Source organism: Streptomyces sp. SID14515 (assembly GCF_010548505.1).
Classification (GTDB): domain Bacteria; phylum Actinomycetota; class Actinomycetes; order Streptomycetales; family Streptomycetaceae; genus Streptomyces; species Streptomyces caviscabies.
On record NZ_JAAGMH010000070.1, the window covers coordinates 1 to 20,708 of the forward strand.

General features: G+C 73.3%; 18 protein-coding genes. 3 read left to right on the forward strand and 15 right to left on the reverse strand.

Annotation, left to right across the window (positions count from 1 at the left end):
* Window positions 1-82 precede the first annotated feature (82 nt).
* The 12 genes from G3I54_RS13450 to G3I54_RS13505 all read right to left on the reverse strand — a co-directional run bounded on the left by G3I54_RS13450 (window position 83) and on the right by G3I54_RS13505 (window position 10,881).
* Window positions 83-478, reverse strand: coding sequence for a helix-turn-helix transcriptional regulator (locus G3I54_RS13450; protein ID WP_164614388.1), 396 nt, complete (start codon window positions 476-478; stop codon window positions 83-85).
* A 168-nt stretch (window positions 479-646) separates the two neighbouring features.
* The gene (locus tag G3I54_RS13455) at window positions 647-1,450 is read right to left on the reverse strand and encodes a VOC family protein (protein ID WP_164614390.1); all 804 of its coding nucleotides are present in this window, start codon (window positions 1,448-1,450) and stop codon (window positions 647-649) included.
* A 129-nt stretch (window positions 1,451-1,579) separates the two neighbouring features.
* Window positions 1,580-1,780, reverse strand: coding sequence for a hypothetical protein (locus G3I54_RS13460; protein ID WP_164614392.1), 201 nt, complete (start codon window positions 1,778-1,780; stop codon window positions 1,580-1,582).
* 81 nt (window positions 1,781-1,861) lie between these two features.
* Entirely contained in the window at window positions 1,862-2,836 is a 975-nt protein-coding gene (locus G3I54_RS13465; protein WP_164614394.1) for a TerC family protein, read from the reverse strand.
* Window positions 2,837-2,860: 24 nt separating this feature from the next.
* A complete protein-coding gene (locus G3I54_RS13470; RefSeq protein WP_164614396.1) occupies window positions 2,861-3,688 on the reverse strand; it encodes an enoyl-CoA hydratase/isomerase family protein in 828 nt (275 codons plus the stop codon).
* Window positions 3,685-4,812, reverse strand: coding sequence for a cytochrome P450 (locus G3I54_RS13475; RefSeq protein ID WP_164614649.1), 1,128 nt, complete (start codon window positions 4,810-4,812; stop codon window positions 3,685-3,687). Before G3I54_RS13475 ends, G3I54_RS13470 begins: the two co-directional genes overlap by 4 nt.
* A gap of 269 nt (window positions 4,813-5,081) precedes the next feature.
* Complete coding sequence (locus tag G3I54_RS13480) at window positions 5,082-6,491, reverse strand: cytochrome P450 (RefSeq protein ID WP_164614398.1); 1,410 nt, start codon at window positions 6,489-6,491, stop codon at window positions 5,082-5,084.
* Window positions 6,492-6,570: 79 nt separating this feature from the next.
* Entirely contained in the window at window positions 6,571-7,161 is a 591-nt protein-coding gene (locus G3I54_RS13485) for an ATP/GTP-binding protein (RefSeq protein WP_030075676.1), read from the reverse strand.
* Window positions 7,136-7,510: a DUF742 domain-containing protein gene (locus G3I54_RS13490; RefSeq protein WP_164614400.1), complete on the reverse strand. Its 375-nt coding sequence runs from the start codon at window positions 7,508-7,510 to the stop codon at window positions 7,136-7,138. The genes G3I54_RS13485 and G3I54_RS13490 overlap by 26 nt, the downstream gene beginning before the upstream one ends.
* Window positions 7,507-7,911 (reverse strand): roadblock/LC7 domain-containing protein, encoded by a 405-nt coding sequence (locus tag G3I54_RS13495; RefSeq protein ID WP_164614402.1) that lies wholly within the window; start codon window positions 7,909-7,911, stop codon window positions 7,507-7,509. The genes G3I54_RS13490 and G3I54_RS13495 overlap by 4 nt, the downstream gene beginning before the upstream one ends.
* On the reverse strand, window positions 7,908-9,146 hold the full coding sequence (locus tag G3I54_RS13500) for an ATP-binding protein (protein WP_164614405.1): 1,239 nt from the start codon (window positions 9,144-9,146) through the stop codon (window positions 7,908-7,910). The genes G3I54_RS13495 and G3I54_RS13500 overlap by 4 nt, the downstream gene beginning before the upstream one ends.
* 667 nt (window positions 9,147-9,813) lie before the next feature.
* Window positions 9,814-10,881, reverse strand: coding sequence for a LacI family DNA-binding transcriptional regulator (locus G3I54_RS13505; protein WP_164614407.1), 1,068 nt, complete (start codon window positions 10,879-10,881; stop codon window positions 9,814-9,816).
* Window positions 10,882-11,053: 172 nt separating this feature from the next.
* Here G3I54_RS13505 and G3I54_RS13510 point away from each other — a divergent pair, with 172 nt between their 5' ends.
* The gene (locus G3I54_RS13510; RefSeq protein WP_164614409.1) at window positions 11,054-11,998 is read left to right on the forward strand and encodes a carbon-nitrogen hydrolase; all 945 of its coding nucleotides are present in this window, start codon (window positions 11,054-11,056) and stop codon (window positions 11,996-11,998) included.
* Between the two features lie 17 nt (window positions 11,999-12,015).
* Here G3I54_RS13510 and G3I54_RS13515 read toward each other — a convergent pair whose 3' ends face one another.
* From G3I54_RS13515 to G3I54_RS13525, 3 genes are read right to left on the reverse strand one after another with little or no spacing between them, the layout of a single operon-like run.
* On the reverse strand, window positions 12,016-13,227 hold the full coding sequence (locus G3I54_RS13515) for an LLM class flavin-dependent oxidoreductase (protein WP_164614411.1): 1,212 nt from the start codon (window positions 13,225-13,227) through the stop codon (window positions 12,016-12,018).
* Window positions 13,224-14,624 (reverse strand): NtaA/DmoA family FMN-dependent monooxygenase, encoded by a 1,401-nt coding sequence (locus tag G3I54_RS13520; protein ID WP_164614413.1) that lies wholly within the window; start codon window positions 14,622-14,624, stop codon window positions 13,224-13,226. The genes G3I54_RS13515 and G3I54_RS13520 overlap by 4 nt, the downstream gene beginning before the upstream one ends.
* Window positions 14,621-15,898, reverse strand: a complete 1,278-nt coding sequence (locus G3I54_RS13525; RefSeq protein ID WP_164614415.1) for an MFS transporter — start codon at window positions 15,896-15,898, stop codon at window positions 14,621-14,623. The genes G3I54_RS13520 and G3I54_RS13525 overlap by 4 nt, the downstream gene beginning before the upstream one ends.
* A gap of 140 nt (window positions 15,899-16,038) precedes the next feature.
* Between G3I54_RS13525 and G3I54_RS13530 the strand changes: the two genes are divergently transcribed.
* Together G3I54_RS13530 and G3I54_RS13535 are read left to right on the forward strand one after the other, a co-directional pair.
* Window positions 16,039-19,497 (forward strand): BTAD domain-containing putative transcriptional regulator, encoded by a 3,459-nt coding sequence (locus G3I54_RS13530; protein WP_203686171.1) that lies wholly within the window; start codon window positions 16,039-16,041, stop codon window positions 19,495-19,497.
* 78 nt (window positions 19,498-19,575) lie between these two features.
* Complete coding sequence (locus G3I54_RS13535; protein ID WP_343240329.1) at window positions 19,576-20,595, forward strand: endonuclease/exonuclease/phosphatase family protein; 1,020 nt, start codon at window positions 19,576-19,578, stop codon at window positions 20,593-20,595.
* Window positions 20,596-20,708 lie beyond the last annotated feature (113 nt).

A 20,708-nucleotide genomic window follows, 5' to 3' on the forward strand; every position in this document is an offset into this window, starting at 1 on the left:
GGCGCCGGGCGGGCGGGGCTGCGGTACGTGGGCGGCGGCGGGCCGGCGGCGCGGGGCCGGCCGGGCCCGTCGTCGGCCGGTCTCAGGTGCGGTCGATGTGCACGCTGGTCGACTTCACACGGGCGGTCGCCTGCATGCCGACCTCCAGGCCCAGCTCCTCCACCGCCTCCCGGGTCAGGAGCGAGACGAGCCGGTGCGGCCCGGCCTGGATCTCGACCTGGGCCGCGACATCGCCGAGTTTCACCGCGGTGACGATGCCGGGGAACGCGTTGCGGGCCGAGGTGTACGCGGCCTCGTCCTCGCCGCCCGCGCCCTGGCCGACCTCGATCGAGAAGGCGGCCAGCGCGCGGCCGTCGATCAGCCGCCGGCCGGCCTCGTCGCGATGGGTCGCGACCCGGCCGGCGTCCGCCCAGCGGCGGGCGGTGTCGGGACTGACTCCGAGAAGTCGTGCGGCCTGGCCGATTGTGTAGGACTGCATGTGCAACACGCTAGGGCAATCAGGCTGGCATTTACCATTCTCTGGACGATGATCCATCGCAGATGCGAGACGTATCGGAGGAATGTACGGGGCACGCGAACGGGCCGCGCCGGTCCTCCGGTCGCGGCCCGTGGTGGGGGTGTCGGCCCCGGGTCGGGGGCGGGTCGGTCAGGTCACCGTGCTCGTCGTCGGCATCTCGCCCTCGGTGGTGGTCACGTCGATCACGGTGAACGCGGCCCCCTGCGGGTCGCTGAGCGCCGCGAACCGGCCGAAGGGGCTGTCCATCGGCCCGAACCGCAGCACCCCGCCGCGCTCGGTCGCCTTCGCCACCGCCGCGTCGCAGTCCGGCACGGCGAAGTACACGTTCAGGTACGCGGGCAGATCGGGCGGGAAGTCGTCGCCCATCGCCATGCGGCCGAGGACCGTCTGCCCCTCGACGTCGAACATGGCGAAGTCCATCGACTCGTCGTCGAACTTCCGCGGCGTGTACGAGAAGACCTCGGGGTAGAACGCGTCGACCTGCTTCGGGTCGCGGGTGAAGACCTCGCCCCAGCAGTACCCGCCGGGCTCGCCCATCGTCGTCTCGAACCCCTCGTGGGTGTTCGCCTGCCAGATGCCGAAGACCGCTCCGCCGGGGTCGCGGGCCAGCGCCATCGTGCCGAACTCGCCGACCTGCATCGGCTCCACCAGCACCTCGCCGCCCTGTGCGCGGACCTTTTCGACGGTCGCGGCGGCGTCCGGCGAGGCGAGGTAGAGGCACCACGCCGAGGGGGCCTCTTCGGCGCCCGGCATGGGCGGGGAGACGGCGGCGGCCGCCCTGCCGTCCACGTACGCCTGCGTGTAGCCGCCGAACTCCGGCCAGCTCTCGCCGAACGTCCAGCCGAGCACGTCTCCGTAGAAGCTCTTGGCGCCCTCGATGTCGGCGAACATGGCGTCCGCCCAGCACGGGGTGCCCTCGGGTTGTACAGCCATGGCGCGCCGGTCCTTCCCTGGAGTCCCTGCCTTCGGCCCCGCCCTACGGGTCCCGCCCGCAGGGCCCACGCTAGTCAGCCGGGGGTCGGTCCGCGCGTCGGGCGACCGCTCGCCGGGGGCGCTTCCGGGTCACCCCCGGGTCCGGTGCCGGGCGGGCCGCGCCTCGGCGGCGTACTCCGCGCAGTCGGGGTTCTCGCAGGGGCCCGCGCGCCATACCGGGACGAAGATCCCGAGGGACTTGTGGCGGTGGATCTCGGAGGGGACGGGCTGCTTGCAGGTCGGGCACATGAAAGCGGCCCGCTGGTGAAGGTCACGCTTTTTGCTGTCCATTTATTCACGATAGGCGGGGCGCGAGATTTTGGAAAGTCTTGCCCTGCGCTTTCCCTCCGCTTTATCCGGCTGTGCCGTTGCCTACGTGCTCGAATCAGCTTCGGGCGCGTCCGCTCCGTCCGTGCCTTTCGGTGGACGGCGCATGCTCAGCGTCACCGACACCGCCAGAATGACGACGATCACCGCCAGGCTGATCGGCGAGGGGATCTCCGGGATCGAGGTGCTGATCATCTTGTGGCAGGCCTGCAGGACGAGCTTGACCGCGATGAAGGCGAGGATGACCGCCAGGCCGTGGCTCAGGTAGTGGAACCGGTCCAGCAGCCCCGCCAGCAGGAAGTACAGGGCCCGCAGGCCCAGGATCGCGAAGGCGTTGCTGGTGTAGACGATGAACAGGTCGTCGCTGACCGCGAGCACCGCCGGCACGCTGTCAACCGCGAAGATGAGGTCGGCCGCCTCGATCGCGGCGACCACCGCGAGCAGTGGAGTGGCGATCCGCCGCCCCTCCTTGTGGACGACGAAATGCGTACCGGAATAGTCGTCCTGGACCGGCATGATCTTCCGCAGCAGCCGCACCGCGAAGCTCTTGCCCGGATCGAAATTCTCCTCCTGGCCGCTGAGGATTTTATAGCTGCTGTAGAAAAGGATCGCGGCGAAGAGGAACAGCACGAAGGTGAAGCGGTTGACCACCGCGACACCGAGTGTCAGGAACACCGCCCGGAACACCAGCGCGCCGATGACACCGAAGAAGAGCACCCGGTGCTGGTATTCCCGGGGCACCTTGAAATAGGCGAAGATCAGCGCGAAGACGAAGAGGTTGTCGACCGACAGGCTCTTCTCCAGCAGCCAGGCGGTGGTGTACTCCGTTCCGGCGGTCGTCCCGAGGACCAGGAAGACGACCGCGCCGAAGATCAGCGCGAGGCTCACCCACAGGGCGCTCCACAGTCCGGCCTCCTTGAAGCCGATGACATGCGCCTTGCGATGCGCCAGCAGGTCGACCGTCAGCGAGACGATCACGGTCGCGGCGAACACGATCCAGAGCCACACCGGTACGTCCACGCCGCAGACCTCCCACTCGGGTTTTTACGAGTGTGACCCGCCCGCCCCGTTGCCGCCCGCCGGAGTGCGCCGGGTGGCGGCCGCGACCGAGGCCATCAGCTCCGCGTCGAGGAACGAGGGGTCGGCCAGCCGGGTGGCGGCGGCGTAGGAGTTCAGCAGCGCCTTGGTGACCCGCAGCGCGGCCTCCGGGCGGCGGACCACCGGCTTCGCCCAGGCGGCGACCGCCGCGTCCAGCTCGGCCTCGGGCACCACCCGCTGGAGCACCGACAGCTCGTACGCCTCGGCGGCCTCGAAGGCCCGGCCGGTCAGGATCAGCTCGCGGACCCGGGCCGCGCCCACCTCGTGGATCAGCCGGGGCAGCAGCCCGCCCCAGGCGGTCGGCAGCCCGAGCGCCAGCTCCGGCAGCCGGAAGGCGGCGGTCTTGGCGCCGACCCGCAGATCGCAGGCCAGGGCCAGCGCGAACCCCGCGCCGACCGCCTTGCCCTGCACCCGGGCGATGGTCACGGCCCGGCCGCCGGAGATCGCCTCGCAGACCCGGCGGGCCTTCTCCCCGGCGACCCGGATGCCCCGGCCGCTCGGGTCCTCCTCCAGCCACTGGCCGAACTCGGTGCGGTCGCCGCCGAGGCAGAAGTCCTCGCCCGCGCCGCTGAGCACCAGGACCCGCACCTCCGGGTCCGGGGCGGCGACGACGTCCAGCAGCTCGTCGAGCATCGCCTCGGTCACCGCGTTGCCGGACTCCGGCGCGTTCAGCTCCACGTACAGGACGGGGCCCTCACGCCGGGTGCGTACCGTCGCGGGGAGGCCGTCGGAGCGGTCGCCCGCCGTCAGGAAGTCGGGCAGCGAGAGCTTCACAGCGCCACGCCCAGCGAGGTGATCCGTCTGAAGACCATCCGGGGGGCGTAGACCGGCGGCGAGGCGGTGTGCAGGGTGGGGAAACGGTCCAGCATCCGCGCCAGCAGCGTCCGCGCCTCCAGCTTGGCCAGCGCCGCGCCCAGGCAGTAGTGCACCCCGCCGCCGAAGGTGAGGTGGCTGCCGCCGCGCAGGATGTCGAAGGTGTCCGGGTCCGGGTTCCGCCGCGGATCGTGGTTGGCGGCTCCGTACAGGACGTGGATCATGCTGTCCTTCTTGATCGGGACCCCGGCCAGGACGGTGTCCTCGGCGGCGATCCGGGTGTTGATGTGGATGGGCGGGTCGTAGCGCAGCGCCTCGTCGACGGCCGCGTCGATGTGCTCCGGGTGCTCCCGCAGCCACGCCCACCGAGCCGGGTCGGTCAGCAGGGCGGTCATCGAGGAGAGCAGCGTCGCGGTGGTCTCCAGCGAGGCGATGGTGACGAACATGGTGAGCCGGTAGAGGATCTCGTCCGCCCGCTCCCGGTCCGGCTCCATGGCGTCCCAGGTGTGGATCCAGCCGGTCAGCACATCGTGGCGGGGCTCCGCCCGGCGGCGGGCGACCAGCTCGGTGAAGTAGGCGCGCAGTCGCAGGGTCGCCTCGGCGGAGACGGCCAACTGCGACTTGGTGGGCAGCAGTTCCTGGGCGAACACCTGGTTGTGGGTGATCTCCAGGATGTCCGGATAGTCCTCGGGCGGTATCCCCAGCCAGGAGCCGACGGTGCTGATCGGCAGCTGCTCGCTGACGGTGGAGACGAAGTCCGCCTCACCCCAGCGGAGCTTCTCCGCCAGCTCGTCCAGCAGCCGGTCGGTGTCGCGCTCGACGTCGGGGGTGAGGCGTTCGATGGTGGAACGGTCGAAGAGATTGCCCAGCGAGCGGCGCTGGCAGGTGTGCTCGGGGGCGTTGAGCCGGGCGAGGGTGGTGGTCATCTCGCGGGTCGCGATGGCGTCCCACTGCTTGGAGTCGTCCTGCCGCTCCTGCCAGGCGAGATCCGGGGCGAGCCAGTTGCGGCCCCGGAGCACCTGGCTGCAGGTGTCGAAGCCGGTGACGAAATACCCGTTCCACGGAGCGCGGACGACGTCACCCATCGTCCGCAGCTCCGCGAGTATTCCGTACGGATCGGCCTGTCCTTCGGGTGTATTGAGCCGGCGGAGCAGCCCGATGACCGCGCGCCGACCGTCCGGGGTCCTGCTCGTACCGCCCGTGATGCTCACGCAGAGTTCCTTGACCTAGGCCCGTGGTTACCGACCTGAACCTACCCCTCCGGATATCTGCGCCAAGCATCGATCTTTGTTGCCCCCGTCACATGCAATCGTCACAAATGCCCGTTGTCATATGCGAATTGTCGGTCCGTGAGTCATACGCGGAACACGTCGAGGAACGAACTCCACCAGCCCTTCTGCTTCTTGCCGGAATCCGCTTCGTGACGGTGCGTCACAGGGGGTGCGGCGGGGGCGTTCCGGTACGGGTCGGGCAGCTGGGCCGAGGTCTGCGCCGGGGCCTGCACCCCGGTCCCCGTACGCCGCGCGGCCGTCGGCGTGAACCGTACGGGCAGCGCCACCAGGGCCCGGTGGAAGGGGCCCGGCCGCCAGGCCACACCCGAGGCGGGCACGGCCAGCGAGAGGTCCGGGACGGTGTTGAGGATCTTCTCGATCGCGGTCAGCGCGATCAGCGTCGCGGGCGACTTGGCCGGGCACACGTGCGGGCCCGCGCCCCAGGCCAGATGGGCGCCCTTGCTCAGGGTCTGGCGGGCGTCGGTGAGCCCCGGGTCGCTGTTCGCGGCGGCGAAGCTGATCAGGACCGGGGTCTCCGCCTTCAGCACCACCCCGTCCAGCTCGATGTCCCGTACCGGGTAGTGCGTGGCGTAGTTGGCGATCGGCGGGTTGTTCCACAGGACGTCGTCCAGCGCGTCCTCGACGAGCATCCCCGAACCGCGCCGCTCGGGTGCGCCCGGCTGCTCGCCGGCGAGCATCAGCAGCAGCGCGTTGCCGATCAGATTGCGCTCGGGCTCGACGCCCGCGCCCATCAGCATGACCAGCTGGTCCTTCAGCTCCTCGTCCCGCAGCCCCGCCGGGTGCTGGATCAGCCAGGAGGTGATGTCCTCGCCGGGCTGGCGGCGCTTGATCGCGACCAGCTCCATCAGGCACTCGGTCAGCTCGGCGTTGGCGCGGAGCACGTCCTCGCCGTCGAAGATGGCCGACATCGAGCGGGTCAGCCGGTCGCCGATGTCGCCGGGGCAGCCGAAGAGCTGGTTGAACAGCAGCAGCGGCAGGAGCTTGGCGTACTCGTTGAGCAGGTCGGCGGTGCCGCGCTCGATGAACTGGTCGATCAGATAGTCGGCGATCCGCTCGACGTCACGGCTGAGCCGGCTGCTGTTGAGCCGGGCCAGCGACTCGGTGACCGCCTTGCGCAGCCGCAGGTGCTCCGCGCCGTCGGTGAACAGGCAGTTGGGCCGGTAGATCATCATCGGCAGCACCGGGCTGTCCATGGGTATGGCGCCCTCGCGCAGCGCGGCCCAGCGCCGCGAGTCCCGGGCGAACAGCGCCGGGTTCTGCAGCACCCGCAGCGCCGCCTCGTGCTGCACGATCAGCGTGGCGTCCACGCCGGGGGCCAGCTCGATGGGCGCGGCGGGGCCGTGGGTGCGTGCCGCGTCGTAGAAGCGGTGCGGATCGGCGGCGAACTCCGGCCCGTACAGCGACGTCTGCTGCTGGTGCATGGGGCACCCGGCGGGGGCGCTGTACGGGGTGGCTCCCGGCGACGGGTCCATGTCGGCTTCCTCGGTGTGATCGCGGGGCCCGGTCGGCCCCGGCTTCGGTATACGTTTCGGGTGCGGTCGGCCGCGTGCGTCAGGCCGCGTGCGAGAGCAGGTGGCGGACCAGGGTGATCAGCGCCTGCGCGGAGGACTTCTGGTCCCGCGCGTCGCAGAAGACGACCGGGGTGTCCGGCAGCAGGTCGAGCGCCTCGCGCAGCTCGTTCTCGGCGTGCTGCGAGTACGGGTCGAAGCTGTTGACGGCGACCGCGTACTCCAGCCCGTACGTCTCGACCAGGTCGATGACGGGGAACGTGTCGGCGAGCCGCGCCGGGTCGACCAGGAGCAGCGCGCCCAGCGAACCGCGCGCCATGTCCTCCCACAGCTCCACGAACCGCTGCTGGCCCGGCGTGCCGAACAGGTAGAGCACCAGCTCGTCGCTGAGGGTGAGCCGCCCGAAGTCCAGGGCGACCGTGGTCGTCTTCTTGTCGGGGGCGCCGCGCAGATCGTCGACCTGGGCCGCGGCCTGGGTCATCCGCTCCTCGGTGCGCAGAGGGGTGATCTCGGACAGCGTGCCGATCAGCGTCGTCTTGCCCACGGCGAAGTGCCCGACGACGAGGATCTTCGCCGCGCGTTGCACCGCGTCCGGCACATAGATGCTCTCAGCCGAACCGGACTTGGAGTCCATGCAACACCTCTTCGAGGATCTTCCTGTCAACGAGCTGGGCCGGCGGCGGCGCCTTCCGGCGCAGCAGGTGTCCCTGCTGGTTTAAGTCCTGGAGCAGCAGGCGGGCCACCCCGACCGGCAGGCCGAGGTGGCCGGCCACCTCGGCCACGGACAGGTAGCCGCCGGAGCACAGCTCCCAGATCGCCTTGACCTCGGGGCTGGGGTTCGGCGGCGGCTGGCTCTCGGGGGCGAGGGTGACCAGCGTGACGAGGGAGAGGTCCTCCGCGTCGGGCAGCCCCCGGCCGCCGGTGATGACATAGGACCGGACGAACCCGCTGCTGACGCTGGACTCCTCGCCCGGCGCCGTCATATCTCGCTGTCCGCGTGTCGGCGGGGCGGCGTGGTCATCGCCTTCCCCAGCGCGGTGACCTGCTGCTGCATCCGGAAGGACATCGCCTCCATGTCCACGTCGGCGGCGGCGGTGGCGGCGAGGTAGGCGCCGGTGCCGGCGGCGATCAGGAAGATCCAGCCGTCCTCGTACTCCAGGAGCGTCTGCCGCCAGCGGCCCGGGTCGCGGGTGCCGATGAAGGGGGCGACGGCGCGGCTGAGGGACTGCATGGAGCTCATGGCCGCGGCGACGGTCTCCGCGTCGTCGCGGCCGATCTCGCTGGAGTTGGCGAGCAGCAGCCCGTCGGCGGAGACCAGGATCGCGTGCCGGGCGCCGGGCACCTGGAGCAGGTCGTTGAGCACCCAGGACAGATCGGGGTTCACTGGAACTCGGGTCCTTCCGTCGTCGTCGTGTCGCGTCCGGACCGGGTGCCGCGCTGGAACGCGCCCAGTCGGGAGGCGGTCTCCTCGTTGCTGCGCACGGGCTGCGGCTCGGCCGAGGGCACCGCGGAGACCGGGCTCTTGCGACGACGCTTCGGCAGCCCCCCGGCGGTGGTGGTGATCTGGGCCAGCGGCTGGGTCGCGGTGTCCGGCTGGGGCGTGGGCGGGAACAGCGGGGTGGGCGCCGGGGCGGGGGCGGCCTGCCGGTGGTCCACCCGCTGCGGGTGCGGAGCGACGGCTTCGGGCGCTTCCACGGGGGCCGCGGCGGGCGGCGCCTCGGTGGTGAGCAGTTCGTCGGGGATCAGGACCACCGCGCGTACGCCTCCATAGGGGGAAACGGAGTCCACCGAGACCCGGAAGCCGTAGCGGGCGGCGAGCATCCCGGAGACGGCGAACCCGAACTGCGGCGGGATGCCCAGGCTGGAGACGCTGATCGCGGCCTGGGGGGAGAGGAGGGCCGCCGCGCGGTCCTTCTCCTCCTGGCCCATGCCGAGCCCGGCGTCGTCGACGATGAGGCAGACGCCCGTCGGCACGGCCTGGATGTTGATCTCCACCGGGGTGCCGGGGGCGGAGTAGTTCGTGGCGTTGGCGAGCAGCTCGGCGAGGACCACGGCGACGGGCTCCACCGCCCGGCTGACCACCGAGAAGTTCACCTGGCCGTTGACCCGGACCCGGTCGAAGTGCCGGATACGGCCCTGGGCGCTGCGGGCCACGTCGAAGACGGAGGCCACGGTCTCGCGCCGGCCGAGCCAGCCGCCGCAGAGCACGGCGATGCCCTGGGCGCGCCGGCCGAACTGGCTGTTGGCGTGGTCCATGGCCATCAGGTCGGAGAGGATCCTGGGATCGTCGCCGTACTTGCGCTGCGCCTTCTCGATCACGACCTGCTGCTCGTCGGCGAGGCCCTGGAGGGTGCGGACGGCGGCCTTGAGGACGGCCTTGGTCTCCTCCTCGGCGTCCTTGCGGACCTCCGCGAGTTCGGCGGACTGACGTTGCAGCAGACCGTTGTGGACGACGTGGAGTTCGTCCCGTTGGCGCAGGAGCGCGTCGCGCTCACCGCGCAGGTCGGTGTTGTGTCTGCGCAGCTTGACGTTGGTCGCGCGAGCCCGCAGAACGGCACCCACGGCGACCAGTGCTACGACAACCAGCGCCCAGATGACGGGGCCCTGTGGAAATGTCATGAGACTCACTTCAAGTGCCATGGCGGAAACGGCTTGACACCCCGTCATGCGGCACGCAGCCAGGGCTCGTTCGCCACGACCGTGCGCCGCTTCGGGAGGTGCCCCTCCGAAGGTGGGGCCGAGGAATTCATTCCTCCCGGAATGCCCCCATACGCCATCAGCCCACTGGAAGTAAGATGATCTTATCACCGGCCGCTCGCCGAAATGTCAAGGCCGCCACGCCAGTTGCCACTCGACGCAGGATGTTCACATTGAGGAGACGTGGCGGACGGCGTCCCGGTGCCGCCGGTACGGCCGGCGGGGTCCGGAGGGCGTGGTCGGCGGGCGCGGCCGTGGCCTCCGAAGGCATGGAATTCAACGTTCCGCTTCCTGTCCGGCGCCCCTGGGTGGCCGTCGCGGTCGCCCTGGCGCAGTTCCTGCCGTACCCGGTCACGGATCTGCCGGTGCTCGCGGTGGACCGGGAGACCCTGATCATGGCGATGGACTCCTGTGTCCTGGCCGCCGGGGCGCTGGTGTGGGCGTCCTGCGCGCGGCCGGTGTCGCCGCGCCCGGACTCGACCCGCAGCCCCGGCTCACGGACCTGCCCGCCCGGAGACGCGTTCCGCCCCGCCCCGGGGGGTGTTGTTCCCCGCCCGGAGCCTCGCCGGGCGGCCGGGTGGCGCGTCGCTCAGGCGGGGCCGGTGGAGGCGCGGGTCTCCAGGGACCAGGCGTGGCGGCGGACGGTGTCGGGGGCGGCGCGGTTCGCGAGGATGTCGCAGAGCAGCTCGGCGCAGGCGCGGCCGTACGCGGCGGGGCGCAGGTCGACGGCGGTGACGGGCGGTGCGGCGTTGCGCGTGGCGGGACCGTCGACGCAGGCCGCGACGAGCAGGCCGGTGCCGGGACCGGTGCCCGTCCTGCCGCCGTCCGTCCTGTCGCCGCCCACCCCGCCGCTCCCGCCGCCCCCACCGACCTCGCGGCCGAGGGCGGCCGCCGCGCGCAGGACGCCCGGGGTGGAGCCGTCGGGGGCGCAGATCACGGCGTCGACGGCGGGGTCGGCGGTGAGCAGTGCGCGGGTGGTCTCCTCGGTCTCCGCCGGGGTCGCCGCGAACGGCACGGTGCGCAGCGCCACCTCCACCCCGTGGGCCAGGCCCCAGGACCGGGCCGTCGCGCGCAGGGCGGTCGCCCAGGCGGAGGAGCCGGACGGGGCCAGGAGCGCGGGGCGGCGGGCGCCGCGCTCGGTGACATGGTCGAGGAGGGCGGTCAGCGAGGCCGCGTTGTCGCAGACCACGGCGCCGCTGGGGCCGGTGGCCGGGCCGAGGTAGCGCTCGCCGGTCACCACCGGGACGCCCGCGTCGAGCAGCCCCGGCACCGCGCTGTCGCCCGCCTCGGGGTCGATCACCAGCAGCCCGTCGACGCGCGAGGCGATCCGCCCGCCCGATGCCCCCGAGGGCGCGAGCAGCACCATGTCGAGCCCGTCCTCCTGGGCGCGCTCCACCGCCCCGAAGGCGAGGTTCATGTAGTAGTCCAGCCGGGTCGCGGTGGCCGGCAGATGCAGCCCGACGGCCCCGGTGCTGGCGCGGCGCAGCCGCCGGGCGGCGCTGTTGGGCCGGTAGCCGAGCTCCTCCGCCACCGAGCGGACCCGGTCCCGGGTGGCCTCGGCGACCCGCCCCGATCCCTGGAGCGCGTCCGACACGGTGCTCTTGGAGACCCCGGCGGCGCGGGCTACGTCGAGCAGGGTCACGGTCCGGGAGGTCACGGGGGTGAAGTCTAGGCGGTCGCGATGTCGGCGATCGTATGGGCCGGAGGGTTGCCGGAACGTTCCGGCAGGGTTAGATTCGGTCCTGTTGCCGGAACGTTCCGGCACGCTCTCGTCATCGCCCGCTCGCCCCGTCCCCTCCGCCCCACACCCCGCCCCCCTGGAACTGGTCATGCGTCTGATCACCGCGTACAACCCGCCCGCCTCCCCGACCCGGACCCGCCCCGCCGAGCGCGCCCCCCTGCGCGTCGCGGCGGTCCAGCAGCGCTGGCACCGAGACCCCGCCGAGCACCGCGCCGCCCTGCTGGAGGGCATCCGGCTCGCCGCCGCCGAGGGGGCCCGGGTGGTCTGCCTCCAGGAGCTGACGCTCTCGCCGTACTTCGCGGTCGTCCGCCGCGCCGACCACCCCGAGCCCGCCGCCCCGGAGGAGCTGCTGACCGGCCCCACCTTCGCCTTCGCCGCCGAGGCCGCCCGCGAGCACGGGGTGTACGTACACGCCTCGCTGTACGAGAAGGCCCCGGCGCCCGGCGGCGAGGACGACGGCCTCGGCTACAACACCGCGATCCTCGTCGCCCCCGACGGCACCCTCGCCCAGCGCACCCGCAAGACCCACATCCCGGTGACCGAGGGCTATTACGAGGACGACTGGTTCCGGGCCGGTCCGGCGGGCGACGACGCCTTTCCGCTGGTCACGGTCGACGAGGCCCGTTTCGGCCTGCCCACCTGCTGGGACCAGTGGTTCCCGGAGCTGGCCCGCGCCTACTCGCTCGCCGGGGCCGACGTCCTCGTCTACCCGACCGCCATCGGCTCCGAGCCCGGCTTCCCCGGCTTCGACTCCCAGCCGCTCTGGCAGAAGGTGATCACCGGCAACGCCATCGCCAACGCCACCTTCATGATCGTGCCGAACCGCATCGGCGCCGAGAACGGCCTCACCTTCTATGGCAGCTCCTTCATCGTGGACCCGTACGGCCGCGTCCTGGCCCAGGCCCCCCGCGACGAGCCCGCCGTCCTGGTCGCCGATCTCGACCTGGACGCCCGCCGCGACTGGCTGGAGCTGTTCCCGTTCCTGACCACCCGCCGCCCCGACGCGTACGGCCCGCTCACCGAGCCCCGCTGAGGACGGGCGGAACGGGTTCAACCCGCCTTCGCGTAACGGCTCCTGGGCCGGGCCAGGCCCAGGTGACCGCGGAGCGTCGTCGCCCCGTACGCCGTCCGGAACGCGCCGCGCCGCTGGAGCTCCGGCACCAGGCCGCGGGTGATCGCGGTGAGGTCGTGCGGCAGGACGCCGGGGCGGAGCCGGAAGCCGTCGAGCCCGGCTCCACGCCAGTCCAGCAGCAGGTCGGCCAGGTCGCCGGGCGTGCCGGTGAAGATCGCGGCGTCGGAGGCGAGCCGGGCCCCGGCCAGTTCGTCCAGACGCTCCTTGCGGCGCTCGGCCTCGCCCGGCTGCTCGTCCAGCAGGACCACCAGGTCGGCGAAGCGCAGCAGCGGCCGCCCCCGTACGTCGCGGCCGGTGCGCTCCACCGCCGTGTCGACCTCCGCGAGGATCGCCGCGACCCCCGCCCGGTCGTGCGGCGTGATGTGGACGACGTCCGAGGCCAGCGCCGCGAACTCGTACGGCACCGTGGCGTGCGCCAGGCTCACCACCGGCGGCGCGCCCTGCGGTGAACGCGGCGTGATCGAGGGGCCCTTGACGGAGAAGTGCGTGCCTTCGAAGTCGATGTGGTGGACCTTGTCGCGGTCCAGGAAGCGGCCCGTGGCCGCGTCCCGTATCTCCGCGTCGTCCTCCCAGCTGTCCCACAGCCGCCGCACCGCCTCCACCGCTTCCGCGCCCTCCGAGAACAGCGCGCTCAGCCGGGCGGCGATCAGCTCCGGGTCGGCCACGTCGGCGTCGGTCAGCTGCGGGGTCGTACGGCGGCCGAAGTGCCGGGCGTCGGCGGCGCGTGAGGAGATCTGCGGCCGCCACCCCGCACGGCCCCTGCTCGCATGGTCGAGCGTGCCGATGCCGATGCCGACGTGGAACGGCTCGGTGTGCGTGACGTTCGTGGTGGGGACCAGCCCGATGTGGGTGGTGAGGGGTGCGAGGTGGGCCGCGAGCAGCACCGCGTCCATGCTGCCCCGCACCTGGTCGGTGCGGTCGTCGGGCCGGTGGAAGGCGGCGGACTGGAGGCCGAGGGCGTCCTCGAAGGTGACGTAGTCGAGCAGGCCGCGCTCGGCCTCGGCGACCAGGTCGGCCCAGTACGCGGCCGAGAGCAGCTCTCCGGGCCGGGCTCCGGCGGCCCGCCATGCCGCGGGGTGCCAGCCCGCGCCGTCGAGCGCGACGGCGAGATGCAGCGGGGCACCGGTCATACGGGCTTCTCCTTCGCTTCGTTCTCTTCGGTGTCTTCGTACGGCGACGTCTCTTCGTTCGTGGACAGGCCGAGGTGGTCCCGCAGGGTCGTCCCGGTGTAGTCCTCGCGGAACACGCCCTTCTCCTGGAGCAGCGGCACCACCCGGTCCACCACGTCGTCCAGGCCGCCGGGCGTCAGATGCGGTACGAGGACGAAGCCGTCGGCGCCCTCCGTCTGCACGAAGTGGTCGATGGCGTCCGCGACCGTGCGCGGACTGCCGACGAACGTCGGCCGGCCACCGACCTCGATGACCAACTCCCTTATGGACAGACCGCGTTCCTCGGCGACCTTGCGCCACTCCCGGGCCGTCTCGGCCCGCCCCTTGCGGAACACCGAGTGCCCCTTCAGGAAGTGCGCGTCGTCCTCCGGCTCGATGTCGGGCAGCGGCCCGTCCGGGTCGTAGCCGGACAGGTCGCGGCCCCAGACGGCCTCCAGATGGGCGATGGCGGTCTGCGGGCTCACCAGCTCGCGGCCGATCTCCTCCGCGTACGCCACCGCCTCCTCGTCGGTGTCGGCGACGACCGCGTTGGCGGTGGGCAGGATCTTCAGGTCGTCCGGCGCCCGTCCGTACCGGGCCAGCCGCCGCTTCACGTCCCGGTAGAAGTCCTGGGCCGCGTCGAGCCGGTTGTGCTTGCTGAAGATGACGTCGGCGTCGGACGCGGCGAACTCGCGGCCCGCGTCCGACTCGCCGGACTGGATGACGACCGGGTGCCCCTGCGGCCCCGGCGGGGTGGTGAACCGGCCCGCGATGTCGAAGTGCCGCCCGTGGTGGGCGAATCGGCCCGCTCCGGCCCGGACGAACTCGCCCGCCGCCGCGTCGGCGCGCAGGTCGCCGTCCGACCAGCTGTCCCACAACGTACGGGCCACGGACAGGAATTCGGCGGCCCGGGTGTACCGGTCGGCCTCCGGCAGGAAGCCGCCCCGGCGGAAGTTCTCGCCGGTGAACGCGTCGTAGCTGGTGACCACGTTCCAGGCGGCCCGCCCGCCGCTGAGATGGTCGAGGGTCGCGAACCGGCGCGCCACCTCGTACGGCTCGTTGAAGGTCGCGTTGACCGTGGCGGCGAGCCCGAGGCGGGTGGTGACGGCGGCCAGCGCGCCGAGCACGGTGAGGTTCTCCGGGCGGCCCGCGATGTCCAGGTCGTAGATACGGCCCCGGTGTTCGCGCAGTCGCAGCCCCTCGGCGAGGAAGAAGAAGTCGAACTTTCCGCGTTCGACGGTCTGCGCGAGCCGGATGAACGAGTCGATCGCTATCTGGCTCTCGGACCGGGGGTCCGACCAGACGGTCACGTTGTGGATGCCGGGCAGCTGCGCGGCGAGGTGGACCTGTCTGGCGCGGGGGGTCCGTCTTGTGCTCATGCCGGGCCGCCCTCGCTCTCCGCGGCCGACGCGGTGACATTCCGCCGGGCCGGGAAGCCCGCGTCGCGGGCGTACAGGACCACCGCGATCACCGGCAGCAGGAGCAGCAGGACGGTCCAGGGGAAGGACGCGCTGCCGGCGGAGTCGAGCAGGATTCCGCCGACGATGCCGCCGCCCGCCATGGCGGCGTTCCAGAGCGTCACCAGCATCGCCTGCGCCGCGTCGGCGGACGCGCCGCCCGCGTCGCCCACGGCGGTCTGGAGCAGGGTGGGCACGCCGCCCCAGCCCAGGCCCCACAGCGCGGCGGCGGCGTAGACGAGCGCGGTGGTGTCGGAGAGCCCGGCCAGCAGCGCGGCGGCGACGGCGACCAGCAGGGCACCCGCGACGGTGAGGCCGCGCAGCCGGTCGTGGATCAGGACGCCGGTGATCCAGATGCTCGCCAGCGAGGCGGCGCCGAAGACGAGGAGGACCAGCCCGGTGGAGCCGCCGAGGCCGAGGTCTTCCAGGTACGTGGCGATGTACGCGTACAGGATGGTGTGGGCCAGGACGAAGAACAGCGTGACGAACAGGACCGGGCTCACCCCCGGGATGCGCAGGGTCCGCAGCATCCTCGGCCGCTCGCCGCGCTCCTGCCCGGGGAAGTCCGGCACGGCCGCGTGGATCCACGCCAGGAGCAGCACGGTGAGCCCGGTCATGGAGAGGAACGCCACCCGCCAGCCGAGCGCGTCGCCGAGGAAGGTCCCGGCGGGCACGCCGAGCGACAGCGCCACCGGGATACCGGCCATGGCGATGGCGATGGCCTTGCCCTGGAGGTGCGCCGGAGCCATCCGGCGCGCGTATCCGGCGAGCAGCGCCCAGGCCAGCCCGGCCGCGACCCCGGCGACGAACCGGGCCGCCATGGTCAGTCCGTAACTGGACGACACGGCGGTCACGGTGTTGGCGAGGGCGAAGCCGGCCATGGCGGCGAGCAGCAGTCGCTTGCGCCGCCATCCGGCGGTGGCCGCCGTCAGCGGGATCGCGGTGAGGGCGGTGCCGATCGCGTAGACCGTGACCGTCTGCCCGGTCGCGGACTCGCTCACCCGGAGATCGTCGCTCATGGCCGGGAGCAGGCCTGCGGGGAGGGTCTCGGTGAGGCTGGTGATGAAGACGGCGGTGGCGAGGGCGAGCAGCGCGAGCAGCGGGAGCTTCTGCTGCGCCTGCCCCCTGCTCCGGGGCTCGGGCGCCGCGGCGGCGGCGGTGGTGTCGGTGTCGGTGGTGTCGGGTGCGGTGCTCATGGGGTCGGCTCCTGGTCTCCCGGTACGTGGTCGGCCGCTGCGGGCGAGCACGACCGTGCGCCGGAGGGCTTCGGGAAACCTTCGGGAGTTCTTCGGGAACGCCCGCGACCAGCCCTTTCCTCGCATGTACGGTGGCCCGTATGCGGTTCGGGGTGCTCGGCCCACTGGTGGTGGGGGACGTCGAGGGACGTGACATCACCGTCCCCGAGCGCAAGGTCCGGGCCCTGCTGGCGGACCTCCTCGTCCACGGCGGCGGCCCGGTCTCCGCCGACCGGCTCATCCACGACCTCTGGGGCGACGCACCGCCCGGTCGGCCCTCGGGCGCGCTCCAGGCCAAGGTCTCCCAGCTGCGCCGGGTGCTCGGCCGCGACCGCGTGGTGCGGCAGCCTCCGGGCTACCGGCTGCGGCTGGAGCGCGGTACGGACGAGGTGGACGCCGACCGCTTCCGGGCCCTGGTGACCGAGGCCCGCCCCGTACGGGATCCGCGCGCGCGGGCCGCGCTGCTCACCGAGGCCCTCGGGCTGTGGCGGGGCCCCGCCTACGCGGACTTCGCGGACGCCCCGTTCGCCCGCGAGGCCGCCCAACGCCTCGCGGAACAGCGGCTGTCCGTGCTGGAGGAGCAGGCGGAGGCCCGCTGGGAGGCGGGTGACCATGTGCTGCTCGCCGGGGAACTGGCCGATCTCGTGGCCCGGCACCCGCTGCGGGAGCGGCTGCGCGCGGTGCAGATGCGGGCGCTGTACTCGGCGGGCCGCCAGAGCGAGGCCCTCGCGTCGTACGACGACCTCCGGGGCCGCCTCGCCGAGGAGCTGGGCGTCGACCCCGGGCCCGAACTCGGCGCGCTGCGGCTGGCGGTGCTGCGGCAGGACCCGGTGTTGATGCGGGGGGTTTCCGTGGCTCCTCGGGTTTCGCATGCTGCTCGGATTTCACACCCTCCTCAGGGGAACCTTCCGCTGCCGCTGACCCCGCTCGTCGGTCGCCGTCCGGCGCTCGCCGGGATCTCTCAACTCATCGCCAGTGAGCGGCTGGTGACCCTCACCGGGCCCGGCGGGGTCGGCAAGACCCGGCTGGCGGTCGCCGCGGCGACCGCCGAGAGGGACCGTGCCGCGACGGACGGTCCGGAGGGCGACGGACCGGGGGACAGCGGCCCGGAGGACGGCATCTGGTTCGTCGAGTTCGCGGGTGTCCGTACGGGCACGGCCGCCGACCTCGCCGAGATCGTCGCCGCCACCCTCGGCATCCGGGACGACGCCCCCAGCGCCGCACCGGGCGCGGGCTCCGGGGCCCGTTCCCTGCCGCACCGGCTGGCCGCCGCCCTGCGCGACCGCCGGACCCTATTGGTCCTGGACAACTGCGAGCACGTCGTGGACGCCGCCGCCGGGCTCGCCGAACTGCTCCTGCGCACCGCCCCCGGGCTGCGCGTCCTCGCCACCGGCCAGGAGCCCCTCGGCCTGGCGGGCGAGGCGGTGTTCCTGGTCGAGCCGCTGCCGCCCGCCGAGGCCGCCCGGCTGTTCGTGGAGCGGGCCGGTGCCTCGGCCCCCGGCTTCCCCCGCGATCCGGACGGGCCCGAGCGGGAGGCCGTGGCCGAGATCTGCCGCCGACTCGACGGCATCCCGCTGGCGCTGGAGCTCGCCGCCACCCGCGTAAGGGCGCTGGGCGTACGGGAGTTGGCGGCGCGGCTGGGCGACCGCTTCCGGGTCCTGACCACCGGACAGCGAGGCGCCCCGGCCCGCCAGCAGACCCTGCGGGCGGTCATCGACTGGAGCTGGGAGCTGCTCGGCGAACCCGAACGCATCGTCCTGCGCCGCCTCGCCGTCCACCGCGACGGCTGCGATCTCGCCGCGGCCGAGGCGGTCTGCGCGGGGGACGGGGTCGCCCGGGACGATGTGCTCGACCTCGTCGGGCGGCTCGTCGACCGGTCGCTCGTGGTCGTGGCGAACGGTCCGGACGGGCCGCGCTACCGGCTCCTGGAGTCCGTCGCCGCGTACGCGACGGAGCAACTGCACGCGACGGAGGGCCTCGCGGCCGTACGCCACCGCCACCTTCGCCACTACCTCGCGTTCGCCGTGCGCGCCGAACCCCGGCTGCGCGGCGCGGAGCAACGCCCTTGGCTGGACCGGCTGGACGCCGAGGCCGGGAATCTGCGGGCGGCCCTCGACGAGGCGGTACGCCGTGCGCCGACCGACCCGGGCGCGGCGGGCGAGACCGTGCGGCCGGCCACCGCCCTGGCCTGGTGGTGGCTGCTGCGCGGCCGCCTCACCGAGGCCCGCCGCAGCCTGCACGCGGTCCTGGCGGCCGTACCCGGCGGAGCTGCCGACGTGGCCGAACTCGCGCTGCTGCACCGAGCGTTCACCCTGCTGACCGGCGACACCGGCGATACCGGCGATACCGGCGATACCGGCGATACCGACGGCTTCGCCGGGGCCGCTGCGTCCGGGACCGAGACCGGGGCCGGGACCAGGGCCGAGGTCGGGACCGGGACCAGGGCCGGGACCAGGGCCGGGACCAGGGCCGAGACCACGGCCGAGGCCGGGATCGCGGCTGCCGCCGAGGCCGTGCCCGACCCCGTGCGGCGGGCCCGCGCGCTGTGGCTGTGCGCGTACGGCCTGTTCAGCGCGGGCGACACCGCCGGGGGCGAGGCGCTGAACGCCCGCGCGCTCGCCCTCTTCACCGCGGCGGACGACTCCTGGGGCACCGCGGCCGCGCTCGGCCTGCGGTCGACGCTCGCACTGGTCGGCGGCGACCTCGCCGGACTCGGCCGCGACGGACGCCGCAGCGCCGCGCTCTTCCGCGAACTGGGCGACCGCTGGGGCGAGTTGCAGACGGTGTCGCCGCTCGCCGCGCTCGCCGAGATCAAAGGCGCGTACGAGGAGGCCGAACAACGGCAGCACGAGGGCCTGCGCATGGCGCGGGAGCTGGGTCTTGAGGCGGAGGTGTCGGCCCGGCTCTCCGGGCTCGGCCGGCTGGCGCTGCTTGCCCGCGACTGGGACCGGGCCCGCGATCTGCACGAGCGGGCGCGGCGCATCGCCGCCGAGCAGGGCTACACCTACGGCGAGATCCACTCCGGGATGGGCCTCGCCCTCGGCGCCCGCCGCTCCGGCGACCTCGACGCCGCCGAGGCGCACCTCCTGCGGATCCGCGACGGGTTCGCCGCCGTGTCGTCCCGGGCGGGCGACCACCTGGTCTGTGCGGAGCTCGGCTTCATCGCCGAACTCCGGGGCGAGGCGGGCGTGGCCGCCGCCCACCATCTGCGCGGCCTGGACATCGCCCGGGTCCTCGCCGAGCCGCGTGCCCTGGCCCTGTCGCTGGAGGGCCTGGCCGGGGCGGCGGCCCTTGCGGGGCGTGTGCCGGACGCGGTCCGCGCCGCCCGTCTCCTCGGCGCCGCCGCCGCTGCCCGCTGCCGTGCCGGAGCCCCGCTGCCGCCCGCCGAGCGCGCCGACGTCGACCGCGTCACGGCGGCGGCGCGGGCCGTCGTGGGCGAACCGGCGTTCACCGAGGAGTTCGACCGGGGCGGCCGGGAGAGCGTCGAGCACCCCGGAGCCGCGCACTGGGCCGATACGTACCTGAAACAGAGCCGCGCGGTGCTCGAAGCACACCCCTGACCGGCCGGAAGCGGCGTTCCCGGAGGCTGTCGTACGTACCCGATCCGCGGCGTACGCGACTGTCAGGAGACCTGTGCCGTGCTGAGCCCACCGGAAGCCGCAGCGCCTGCCACGGACATGACGCCCGCCCCCGGGCCCGACCCCGCTCCCGCCGGACGCACCGCCCGCCACCACGGCACCGCACGCCACCGCGCCGCCCGGTGGCTCGCCGCCGGGGCGGTCGCCTGGGCGGCGGCGATGGCACTGCACGCATCGATCCCGAACGCGGGCGTCAACGCGGGCAGCCTGTTCCAGACGCTGCTGCCCTGGACGGGCCTGGGCGTGCCGTTCCTGCTCGTTCTCGCCGCCGTACTCCGGTCCCGGCTCGCCGCCGTCGCGGTCCTCGCGCCCGCCGTCGTGTGGGTCACGCTCTTCGGCGGTGCCCTGACCGACAAGCGTTCCGGCGGTGGCGATCTGACCGTGGTCAGCCACAACGTGGACGAGGGGAACACCGATCCGGCCGGCACCGCGCGCGTGCTCGCCGGGGCGGGCGCGGACGTGCTGGCGCTCGAAGAGCTGTCCGACGCGTCGGCGCCCGTCTACTCCCGCGAGCTGGCCGCCGCCTACCCGCACCACGCGGTGCTCGGCGGGGTCGGCATCTGGAGCAGGCACCCGCTGGCGGATGTGAAGGCGGTGCCGATCATGCCGTGGACCCGCGCGATGCGCGCCACGGTGCGGGCCCCGGACGGACCGCCCGTCGCCGTGTACGCGGTCCATCTGGCGTCGGTACGGGTCTCGGCGGCCGGCTTCACGACGGGCCGCCGCAACGAGGCGGCCCGGGAGCTGGCGGCCGCGCTCCGGGCGGAGCCCGCGCGCCGGGTCGTGGTGCTGGGCGACTTCAACGGGACGTACCGGGACGGCGCGCTGGCCCCGGTGACCTCGCAGCTGCGGTCCGCGCAGGGAGAGGCGGGCGCCGGCCTCGGGTTCACCTGGCCCGCCACGTTCCCGATGGCCCGCATCGACGACGTACTGGTACGGGGGCTGACCCCGCGCGCGGCCTGGACCCTCCCCGCCACCGGCAGCGACCACCTCCCCGTCGCGGCCACGCTGACCCACTGACCCACTGACCCACTGACCCACTGACCCGGTGAGCCGATGACCTGGTGAGCCGATGACCCGGTGAGCCGATCACCGGGCCACCCGCCCTCCCCCGACTACGATGCGATCGACCG